The sequence below is a fragment of the Mesorhizobium sp. M1050 genome, assembly GCF_040318715.1.
GTDB lineage: Bacteria > Pseudomonadota > Alphaproteobacteria > Rhizobiales > Rhizobiaceae > Mesorhizobium.
In genome coordinates this window covers 39,041-50,563 of record NZ_JAMYMV010000030.1, presented here as the reverse complement: position 1 = coordinate 50,563, position 11,523 = coordinate 39,041, and the positions used below count along the sequence as shown (strand labels likewise).

Below are 11,523 nucleotides of genomic sequence, written 5' to 3'. Positions count from 1 at the left end.
CGTCGGCACGAAAAACCCCGCGGCATTCACTGTTGTTTGATCAGCGTGCTGGTGGACGACGTGACGGCCGTCACGCTGCTCGTCACTACCTCGAGATTGGCGGCTGCCCACATCACCGAAATGGACCGTTCGAGAAGTTGCTCGGCATTCTTTGCCGGGGAATTTTCGGCTTCCTTGCCTGACGGGGCCGTCTTGCCGGCGGCATCCTGCACCGTAGCTGCATCGGCGCTCACCGGGGCGTTCGTCTGGCCCAGGGCTTTCTGGACCTGCTGCATGGTTCCGTCCAACGACCGAACGGCCGACCCGAACAGGGCCGACGGATCCGTGAACGCCCCGCCCCCTGCCTTCTCTGCCTCGGCCAGATAGTCGAAGAGTTGGCGTTCGACGATCGCTTCCGTCCTTTCCGGCTTGGAGGATTGCCCAGCCATTGCCGGATTGGCACCGGACGACGCTTGTGCCACCTGCTGACCTTCCCGTGTGGCGACATCACCGCGCTCAGGCGTGTTGACCCTCACGGCGTCGTGCTTTTCCTGCTTGGCACTGGCCATTCGATTGCCAGGCTGCGCCGCGGCGCCAGCGGTGATCTGCTGTTGTGAGCTTATGCTGGTGGTCAAGTTTGCAAGCGTAGCCTCCAAGGCTCCAATCGGTGCGATCTCCATGAACCTGCCTCCCGTTCCCTAGTTCTTCTCGGCGGAGGGGACGTCATACGCCTCCACCTGCCTTCCGCGGAAAACGCGGACCGAAACAACCTTGCCCGGCTCCGGCTTCGTGCCCGTTGCCGCGGGAACTCCGAGCGTTTTCCTGACCAGTTCGATGTAGGAGGGTGGCCCCGATACCGAGACGACATCGTCTTGCTTGGAAACCTTTACCGGAAACCTCGGATCGATGACGCCCAGCCGCGAAAGCCGATCTTCCGCACCGGCAGCCGTGTTTGCATCAAGCGGGATCATTTCCGTCTGGATTTCGGCTTCGGTCGCAACGTTCATGACGATGCCGTCGAAATGCCAGACCAGCCCGTATCGATTGCAAATCTGTTCCAGAAACTCGTGGGCCGTCCCCGCCGGCATGCCGGCGCTCAGGCGTCCTTTTACAAGCTTGCTGACGCGCATCGGCACTCGCATGTTGCGGCCAAACTCGACCAGCGCGTCTGCCACCGACTGGTCGACCGTGATGTATTTGTAAGGGCCAGGTGGCCATCGCGGTTCGGCAGCGTATGCGTGCTGCGAGCCAAAGCCGAGCGCCAGGACCACGGCAAGGCCACAGGCGACAAAGGCAGCCCTGGCTCCCGACAACCGATCCGCATGGCAAATACCGCGTCCCGTCAACTTTTGTCCTATTGCAAGCGACCCACGAGTGGTGACCCGCATCGCTCGCTTCATGGTTTTGCCCGCCGGGTTCACTGTATCGTGCGCACTGCGAAATTGGAAGTCCAATTGGATTGCCGATGCTAGTTCGGTGCCAAATGTTGCGAACAGTGAGCAAAGCGATATGGTGCGCGCTGGAATCAGGCGGGACCCGTGTGTGATCCCCTGTTCAACGCCTGGATGCAGAAAGGTGTCGGTGGTGGCAAACAGGGCCCTGCTCGCGAACGCGTTCGCTCCCGCCAGCATAGCGGGAGGCAGTATCCTGTTCGGCCCACGTCTCAGCCGGAGACTGGCAGCGGCAGCCTTGGTTGCTGCCACGCTGGTTGCCGCCATGGCTTCAGCGCAGGCCCAATCGAACAGCGCTTATGACCCTAGATGCTGGACTTACGATCAGGCGAGAAATGTGCTGGTCTCCCCTTCCGCTCCCGACCAGACGTCGGACGAAGGAATGCTGCCGGAGCGGTTAGCGATCCCAAGGCAAGTCGTGAACTTCAGCGAGGCTCAACCGAAGGGATCGATCGTCATCAACACCACGGAGCGGCGTCTTTACTACATCCTTGGGGACGGCAAAGCGCTGCGATATGCAGTGGGGGTTGGCAAGGAGGGCCTGGAGTGGGCCGGTCGCGACACGATTTCGAGCAAGAGAAACTGGCCGGATTGGCGACCGCCTGCCGATATGCGATCCGGGAAAGCATCCAAGGGTCGCTTGCTGCCCGCTCATGTCGCGGGAGGACCAAACCCCATTGGGCGCCCGCGCCCTTTATATCGGAAATACGCTTTATCGCGTCCGCGGCACCAACCAGCCATGGACCGTCGGACAGGCCAACTCCTCGGGATGCATCCGCATGACCAATGAAGACGTTATCGATCTATATGACCGCGTAAAGATTGGAGCTCAGATTATTGTGCGGCATTGAATCGTGATCCCTTTCAACATCAAGCAGCTCGAAACCTTTCTCCTGGTTGCCACGTTCGGAAGCTTTCGAAAGGCAGCGGAACGCCTGAACACGACGCAGCCGGCGGTATCCACCCGAATTGCCGGCCTGGAAGAAGCGCTGGGCGCCAAGCTGTTCGAACGGCACAGCAGCACCGTCAGGCTGACCGCCGAGGGACAACGGCTGCTGCCACCTGCTCAACGGGTCCTGCGCGTAGCGGAACGGCTGCAGCTGGCGGCCAACTCTCTTTCAGAGACGGCAGGGGTGCTTCGGCTCGGGGTTGCCGAATCCATCGTGCACACCTGGCTTCCGGATTTCCTGAAGGAATTGCAAGCAAACTACCCGCTTGTCGATACGGATATTGTCGTTGATGCGACGACGACCCTTCGCAACGAACTCATGTCCCACAGGCTCGATCTTGCAGTGCTGATGGGCCCGATTCTGGAGCACAGCATCGAGAACATCGAGCTGCCATCCTTTCCGCTCGTCTGGGTCTGTTCGCCGCAATTGAAATTGGCCAACCGAAGCAAGCTGACGCTGAATGATCTGATGCAGTTTCCGATCATCAGCTACGCGCGCACCACCAGACCCTACAGCGAACTTTACCGCAAGCTCACCAGCGAACTGGAAAAGACGCCGCGTATCTTTCCGGCCAATTCGCTGGCCGCCTCCATCAAGATGACTCTCAACGGTATCGGGATAGCCTCGCTCCCCGAGGAAGTCGTCCACGACTATACCGCAAGCGGCACATTGCGCATTGTCGACTGCGAATGGCACCCGTCCGACCTGCGGTTTACCGCCTCCTATTCTTCCGAACCATCCAATCCGATAGTGGAGCGGGCGGCGAAGCTGGCCGCCTGCGTCGCGCACGCCTATGCCGCGAGAAGCGGCAAGGCGCAGCCTGCTGACGGACGCTAGATTGGGCCGGCAGTTCTTCAGCCGACCGACGTGACCGGCAGGTAGATGCGGTCGCCGGAGAAAATCATGTCCGGACTCAGGATATGATCCATGTTGAGCACCACCGTGGCCGCCACATCCGCTGAATGGGTCCTGGCGATCAGGCGGATAGAGTCGCCGTTCTTGACGTCGACCCACTGATAGCCATTCTTCTCCAGCGTTGGATTCGTGCGGCCCTCGGAATTGCTGCTGCCCTTGGGGTGAACATCGACATAGTCGCCGGAGACCCAGCCGCTATGCATTTCGCCGTCCGGTCCGAAACCTGCGACGGGTATCCAGGCTTCTCCCGAAGGATCGGTCGAAGGTTTCGCGGTCTGTTCGACGAATGTGCCGGGTTGCAGAACCGTCGCCACTGCCGAATGCCCGTCGGGCTGGGTCCGCAAATTCAGGCCGTCATCCGCTTGGACGACAAGTTGCGGAAAGGTCTCTGGCGGGGTTTGTTCCCCACCTGGAACGTCCGAAGGATCATCGGATCGCTGGGACGAGGCATCGCCAGCCGGTTTTTTCGGGTCGGGTGGAGGGGCCGTCTTCGCGCCCTTCCAAGGCTCCGCGAGCAGGGAGTCCAGCGAGAAGAGAAGCATTCCAACGCCGAAGGTGATGCCCAGGGTCCACCGATCCCATGCGGTCCATCTCTTGTCGGACTTTTCCGCCGCCGCGATATCGGCATCGGTTCGCGGTACCGAACGGCTATTAATTCGGTCCGTCCTTATGGCCGACGCCCAGAATTCCGCGCAGCCGAACGTGAACATGGTGCCGGCGACTGTTGCGATCGGCGCCGGCCAGGAATGCAGCGTATAGACGGCGCAGCCAAGCACATAGCCTGGTCCAGCCAGATGTTCGGCCAGGTTTCGGATCACCGGTCTGCCGGTGAACGACTGCAGCATCGACTTTGTGCCATAGACGACGTTGCCGAGCGTAAACGTGCTGTTGACGACAAGATCCTTACCCTGGATCATCCCGGTCGCGGCACCTGGTGCTGCGGCAATGAATGTGGCTCCGCCGAGCGCGTTGAGGAATCGCCCGAACGGCTTGTGAGCCGCGGTTGCGTTGGGGAAGAGCGCCTGCGCCCCGAAAACGAAGCCTCGCACGCCAAATGCCACTCCACTTGCGGTGGCGGTCCAAGTTGGCGGCAACGAAGTCCACAGCGTGTAGGAGGTGGTCGACATGCCACCAAAGGTAGCGAGCGCCTGAGCGTTTTCCCTCATCCTGGCATGGCTCAGCGCCAGATCGACGCGGGTCGCTTGATCCGGCGTCATCGCCTTTTTATGGGTTGCCCGATAGGTCGTCAGTTGCAGCACGGAGAGGCCGTTCGTGTGATCCCAGCTCATCCACTCGAACTGCTCAAGCGTGAACTTGCGGAACTGGCCGGGGCTCATTTCCTCGAACTGTTTTGGTGTCACCGCTTCGATTTGCGGCTGGGTCAGCGCTTCGGTGTGGTGGATCGTGAAGGCGCCCCATTGATCGCGGGTCAACGCCGGGATCTGCTTCGCGGTCAGCCACGGCACCTGCTTGGGATCGAGCTTCGCCACGTCCACGGAACCGACCATGGTTTCGGGGATCGCCGCAACCTGGCGCTCGGTGAGGTTCTTCAGCAATCCGGCCTCGCCCAGATCCTTGAATTGCTGTGACGTGAACTTCGCGACCTGGCCGGGCTTGAACCACGGAACCTGGCGCGCTTCCAACTTCGACACGTCGACAAACTCGACCTTGTCTCCTTTGATCGCCTGCAATTGTGGTTTCGTCAGGTGAGGCGTCAAACCGGCTTTGCCGAGATCCCGGAACTGCTGGCCGGTCATATTCCGGATGTGGCCCTCGGTCAGCCAAGGAATCTGTTTCCCGTCGAGGCCCGCGATGTTGACCTGGCCTATCTTTGCCTTCGCGATACCCCGCATTTGGCTCCTGGTCAGAGAGGGCAGCAAGCCGGCCTGATCCATGTCGCGGAACTGCTGTTCCGTCAGTTCGGCCACCTGCTCACGCCTGAGCCAGGGGATCTGGTTTGGCTCGAAATCGGCCATGTTGAGATCCGGCACCTGGTCAAGCGAAGTCGCCCTGACGCCATCTCGGGTGAGCGCGTGGCCGCCGGAAGCACCGCGTATCCACGGCAGCACGACGGCTTCGCCGGTGTCGGGGTCGTACACCAGTATGTGCGTCTTGTCCGCCAGCTCCGGTGCATCGGCCGGCGCGCGAGGCCCGTCGGAAGGCGGCACATAGACCTGTTCCGAGCCCCTCGGCTCGGTGCCCAACATTGTCGCGGTGATCACCTTGCCGCTCTCGTCCTTGAGCTGCAGGGTTCGGCCGGGACCGGTTCCGGCCGTTGCCGATTGTAGCTGCGGCGCAGCCGTGGCGGGTCTGTTGTGTCCGAAGATGTTGCCGACAATTCCCGCATCGTCGAGCGCCCGCTGCAAGTCCGCGGAAGGCGGCGCATCGAGGAAAACCCAGCGCGGTTGATAGCCCGGGTTCTCGTTCCGCAGTGCCACATCCTTGTTGATCTGCTCCTGCAGTTTCGGCGTGAGCGGCACTTCGCGCATCTGCGCGACGCCGTTGATCGTCGTCCAGCAATGATAGGTCTTGACCTCGATCGCCTCGATCACGTCGTCGCTCTTGAAGACGGGCGAATCCACATATCGCCCACCCACGCCTGAGACGGGGTGGGACCCACCCAGGTTGGCATCGACCGGGAAATGCGCTTCTCCAGGCGACCCATTGAGTTCGCGCGTATAGATCTCGCCGGCCTGCCATTTCTCAGGCTGGCGCATGTTGCGGACCTGTTGCAGCGAATAGGTCGTGGGAGGCGCCGCCTCGATTGCCTTCCTGGCAGGGTTCGCCGCCGGCGGCACGCTTTCGCCCTCCGGCCGCCCCTGAGTGCCCGGCACATGGTCCTCGGAGGCGCCGCGCATCCATGGCAGGACGTATGCCTCTCCGGTCTCGGGATCGCGGAACAGAATATGCGACTTGTGCATCAGCTCCGGTTCGTCGCCGCGCGCTGGCGGTCCGTCGGCGGGCGGCACATAGACATTCTCTGCGCTCTTTGGCAGCGGTCCATAACGGGTGGCGGTCACGGATTGACCGTGCTCGTCCCTTATCTGGATCGGGCCGTTTCGGCGGCTGCCCACCTGCGAGGAGAGGAAGGTCAGCACGCCGTCGGCAACGTTCTGGCGCATGAAGCCGCCATCGACGATCGATGGGCCGAATTCCGTCCGGAACTGCTCGATCGCCGCGCGCTGGTCGGGTCTTGCATTCTTTTCCAGTTCGCCGAGGAACTGCTCCAGGGAGGCCTTGCCGCCCTTCGGGATGCCTGTCGCCGCCCCGTCGCGCGAGGTTTCCACGGCGTGGGCGAGCCAGGCGGGGATCGTCAATTCCTCATTTTGCCCGTCGGCGCGATCGAAGGTCAGTGTCGCGGTTTCGTTCTTGGCGATCGACGGCGCGATGCTGGCCGCTCTGGACTTGTACTGGATTCTCACCTCGGCGCTGAAATTCAACGCACCTGCAGGCAGAGGATGCGTCGAGAGTGAAAGCGTGTAGCGCGTGGCCGGGGTGCCGTGCGAACCGTAGAGGTTCTTATAGATGTTGCCGGCGCTCGGCATGTAGCGGGACTGCGGTGATCCGTCGGGTTGGAAGCGCGCGGGAAGCCATGATTGTACCGTCGATTTCACCTTGTAGGTCGCGGACGTGACCATCCGGTCGGGATTGAAACCCACTACGCCAGGCAGCCTGTTGTGATCGTTGAAGATGACGTCGACCAGCATCGCCTCGGGATTTACAATTCGAGCCTTCTCGCCGGTCAGCAAAACGATGTCTGCCGTCGGCGCCTTGCCCGGTACTGCCGAAAGACGCAATCCGCTCAGCGTCGGCTCATCGACCAGAGAAACCGTGTTCGACGGATCGATCTGGCCGGCGTTGACGAGATCACGGATCGAGCGGATGCCATCGCCCTGGCCGATGGCTGCGATGAGTTCGGACGCCTTCGCCGGGTCCTTGACCGCGAACTGGATTTTCAGGCTTGTCGAGCCGAGAGCGGACTGGATCTGGTGGTATGCCTGCGTCGACACGATGTCGCCCGGCTGGAACGTGTCCTTCACGGACAGTTCCGGGCGCTTCTCCAAGCCGACGCGCGGCATCTGGTCCACCGCCGCGACATGATTGGCCACGATCGGCAGGCGTATACCGGCTTTGGTCTCGGTCATGACACGGTCGAACGGAAGCGCGCCTTGCAGCTGGACGTGGCCGGATCTGTTTTCCGCCGGCACGCCAAAGAAGTCATGCTGGCCAGGTGCCAGCGTGACCTCCTCGCCCTTGAGCAAAGGCGTGTAGGCCATCTCGATCACGGTGCCTTCGCCATCGGGTGTCATCCCAACGATGGCAGCGTCCAGCGGCTTGGCGTCATAGCCGGTCGCATCGCTGAATATCGCCTTGCTCGCCGCCGCCGACAGATCGCTGCTGCGAACCGGGAAGGCCGTCTGATTGGACACCGGCCAGACACCGGCCTGGAGGCCTGTGATGTTCCTGTATTCGCGTGCCCGGTAGGATACGACGCCCTGGGTGCCGAGTGCGTCCTTGAACGGCGTCAGGCTGCGTTGGCTGACGCTGTCGACGATCGACCACCCGATCATGCCGACATCGGTCTTGGTTCCGACACCGAAGCCAATGGCCGCGATTGTCGGCGAGCCGATCCCGAATGCATCGCCGGTGTTCAACCGGACCCGGAAGGTGACACCGACGCGGAAGTCCGGCAGAATGTCACGAAGCAGCGTGCGCGGAATCTGAACGCCGTCCGGCCCATAGCGCTCGGCCATCTCGCGGCTGGAATAATAGCCCTTCTCCTGCTCGTAGCGGGCCACAAGCTGTTCGACGGTCAAGCCGTCGAGATAGGCCGAGGGCGTCCTCGGATCCTTGCCGCTGGTGTAGACATACCCGCTCGTGTCGTGTCCGGGCGTGCCGGCAAAGCTGCGTGTCTCCGGGTCCCAGACGAGGCGCACCGTTCCGTCTTGTCCTGTCGGCTTGCCCGGTACGATAATGGGATCGCCATCGGCGGGATGGGCAGTACCGGGCGGGGTCGACCCCTGAGGATCGTGGCCCGGCTGCATTGTCGAACCATCGCCCCTGCCATCATCGGCCTTGATCACTTCTCCAGGTATCACCGGATGGCTGGGGTCGTGGAAAACCTGCTTCCCTGTCGGCCTGTAAACGCCATCGGCACCGATCTCATAGACATTCATTGGGCGCCCCGAGGAATTGGGCTCCGGCGCCGGCGGCAATTGCCGCGGTCCGTTGCCGCCAGGCGGCTGCTGGTGCGGTCCGTCGCTGCCCGGTGGCGGACTGGCGTCCGGACCGTTGGAGCTCGCCTGCGTGCCCGTTCCCGGCCGCAACGTACGCAGGCCGTGGATGCCGAGGCCCGTGCCGGTGATGCCGGTGCCAAGACCGGTAAGCGCATTGGCCAGCTGGAGACCATTCATCTGATCTCCGTTGACGGCAAGATCGTAGGCAGAGGTCGCCAGCAAGGGTGCGCCGACAATCACCGAGCCGACATCCATTCCCCACGCCGCCTTGTTCAGGCCGGCGGTCGATTGCATGTAGCCGCGGGTTTCGAGCGCCAGGGAAGAGCCGGATCGTGTCGCACCTATGCTGCCACGGAAAGCCTGCAGCGCGGTTATTTCCTTTCCTGCCAGGCCAATGGTGCGCAGGCCGCTGGATGCCATGGGCAGAACCGTGGTCGCCGCGCTGGCGATGTTCATCAGTGACTCTCTATCGTCCCACTCGCCGCCATGTTCCAGATGGTTGACCTGGTTTATGACCGCTCGGGTTCCGAGATAGGCAGCACCCGTATAGGCCAGCGGGGCCGCGATCGGCGCGGCCGGCGTGAACGACAGGATGGTGGCGATGCCGGTCCCGATGCCAACCAGCGGATCGACGACCTTGTCCCAGACCGAGACGTTGCGCGCCTTCACCACTTCAAGCGCGATCTTGCCGTCGTCTCCCGCCTTCATCTCCAGTCCTTTGGGAACGACGAGCTTGCCGCTCTCACCAAACTGGGTGTTGTTGTCCTGGAAGTCGCCGAGGTCGTCGAACTTCTCGCCTGTCACGTCGACATAGCGAGTGCTGCCGTCTCCGTCGCGCACGGCAAAGAGCGTGACCTGCTGCGTCCCGACCTCGTCGTCGACATAGAAGATCGGCACGCTGCGCACATACGGATCGTCGCCGCCAATATCGCGGATCTCATGCGTCACATTCTCGATCGCCTCGCGGCCATCATCGGTCGAAGAATTCAGGCCGAACGTTCTGGCGACCGTGTCATCGAGGGTCGGACCAGGTTGTTCCCGGAACTCGTTGTCGTAGCCGCTGTCGAGCAGTTGCTGGAACTTCGGCTGATAGATGCCGTCGAGCGTCTGCTGCTGATGTTCGTCCAGATAGGTCTTGTCCACCATGCTGTTGCGGTCGGCCAAGAGCGAGGGATCGCTGAGCCGAAGCTCATGGTAATCGCTGAACCCTTGCACCACTCGGCGCAGATCCTCGGCCTGTGCTATCTGAGCTCTTGTCGCATCAAGCTTGAGCTTGGAGACCGCCAGTTCGGGGTCGACCCAGCGGCCACCATGATCGTTATCCTGTGTGTCCAGGTCGATCCAGATTGCCTTGCCGCCCTGGGTCAGCGCATCGATCCCTGTCTGGTTGTATTTCTGGGCAACCTCCGGCGCCACCTTGATCGTCTGTCCTGCGACCTCGATTTCGACCGGCTGCACGCCATCGGGCAGCGTCCCTTGGGGCGCATCGACCGCTCCAGGCCCGTGTTGCGTCAGCGCATTGTTGAAGTTGGTCTGCAGGCTCGTCAGCTTCGTTTTCAGATCGGTGATGCTGTTGCCGAGCTGCTTGTCTAGGACATCGTTCAGATTCTTTGCCGCTTGCGCCTCGCCGGCCTTCGCGGTTTCCAGGCCGTTGGCGGTGCACATCTTCTCCGTCGAACCGCTCAGAAGCTGTTGCCAATCCTTGTTGAGCTGGCGGTCCCGATATTCGTCCGTGACATTCTTGTCGTTCAGACTGTAGGTGAGCTGCTGCTCCGTCGTTCCCTTGTCGAAATGATTGACGACCCAGAGCTGGCCGTCGCGGACCTCGAGCGTCGATGTCTTGTAGTGTCCGAGGTAGTCGCCGCTATACCGGTTGTATTCCTCGTTGGGGTCGAACTCCTGTTCGCCAAGATACTGGCCAAGCAGCTTTTGCTCGAGATCCGTCTGCTGCGCGCCGACCTGTGCGGCAGTGGTATGAGCGTCGAAGTAGTTCTGGTAGGCCTGCGCCAGTTCGAGCTGACTGCCTGCTGTCGTCTGCAGCGCCTTGAGGTCCTTGTATTCCTTCGAGTCCGTGGGGACGCCGTCCAGTTCGGCCTTGCCCACCAGGAAATCGATGGTGAGCTTGTCGCCCTTGCTCAGAATGCAGGCCGACCTCGGAAAACAGCTTGTCGACGGCCGCGTGCTCGGCGACACCCTGAGCGTGTTCGGTATACCGGTTCGGGCCGTTGACAGGGCCGACAGCTGTTGCATCGGGATCACCCAGCGGCGTCAGCTTGCTCTGCCCGGCAATGGCATCCTTGAGGACGCGTGCGGCATTCTCATATTCGCCACGGGCATCGCGTGCGTTCTGTAGCAAGGTGTTGGCCTTGCTCAGCCGCTCCCGCGCATCGGCGAGCGTGCCCTTCGGTTTCTGCGCGGTCCATTGCAGACCGTTAGGCGCCAGTGCCCTGTTTATGATGGTCTGCGCGCCATCAACGGCATCTTTGTAGGCGGGATCGAGCATATCGACGTTGAACTGCTCCTGCTGCTGGCCGGCCAGAGCTCGCGTCTCGGTGATGCGCGACAGGGCGATGTTCTCGGAAATGATGGCCTGGGCGACCTGGGGATCGACCCAGGTCCAGACGCCGTCGATCTTCATCGGCGTCCACTTCCCGCCGGAAGGTGCGTTGCCCTGTGGCGGATCGCCGAACGGATCGACAACCCTGTTTTGCCCATCCAGCTTGGGCTTGGCGGCCGTGCCCAAACCGTATTTGTCGATCAAGGCCTGTTTGTCCTGTCCGGCCTTCTCCGCGGCGTCGATGAGGCTGGGCAAGGTCTCACCGGCCAACAGCCCTTCGACAAAGGTCTTCACGACCTGGCCTTCCTTTGCCTCCTCGAAATTGCTGCTGTTGGGGTTCACCGCCAATAGCGTCCTGGCCAAAGCGGCCTGCGTGCTTCCTGCCTCGATCTTCAGGTCGGTGCCGGTGGTGTTGTTGTGCAGCGTCATGCTGC

The 11,523-nt window shown here is 61.9% G+C and carries 4 protein-coding genes and 1 pseudogene; 2 read left to right on the top strand and 3 right to left on the bottom strand.

Translation table 11 applies throughout. The annotated features are described in order from the left end of the window. Positions 1–26: 26 nt before the first annotated feature. Entirely contained in the window at positions 27–659 is a 633-nt protein-coding gene (locus NKH57_RS17795) for a hypothetical protein (RefSeq protein WP_352945786.1), read from the bottom strand. A gap of 18 nt (positions 660–677) precedes the next feature. After that, entirely contained in the window at positions 678–1,610 is a 933-nt protein-coding gene (locus tag NKH57_RS17790) for a hypothetical protein (RefSeq protein ID WP_352945784.1), read from the bottom strand. 85 nt (positions 1,611–1,695) lie between these two features. Between NKH57_RS17790 and NKH57_RS17785 the strand changes: the two are divergent. Next, positions 1,696–2,281, top strand: a pseudogene (locus NKH57_RS17785) (L,D-transpeptidase). Between the two features lie 3 nt (positions 2,282–2,284). Continuing rightward, on the top strand, positions 2,285–3,217 hold the full coding sequence (locus NKH57_RS17780) for a LysR family transcriptional regulator (protein ID WP_352945782.1): 933 nt from the start codon (positions 2,285–2,287) through the stop codon (positions 3,215–3,217). Between the two features lie 17 nt (positions 3,218–3,234). Here the strand turns inward: NKH57_RS17780 and NKH57_RS17775 are convergent, their stop codons facing one another. Further along, positions 3,235–10,635, bottom strand: a complete 7,401-nt coding sequence (locus NKH57_RS17775; RefSeq protein ID WP_352945780.1) for a hypothetical protein — start codon at positions 10,633–10,635, stop codon at positions 3,235–3,237. Positions 10,636–11,523: the final 888 nt, after the last annotated feature.

Coding starts and splice junctions, on each gene's coding strand:
- NKH57_RS17790 (WP_352945784.1), bottom strand. CDS start 1,610: ATGCTGGCGGGAGCGAACGCGTTCGCGAGCAGGGCCCTGTTTGCCACC.
- NKH57_RS17795 (WP_352945786.1), bottom strand. CDS start 659: ATGGAGATCGCACCGATTGGAGCCTTGGAGGCTACGCTTGCAAACTTG.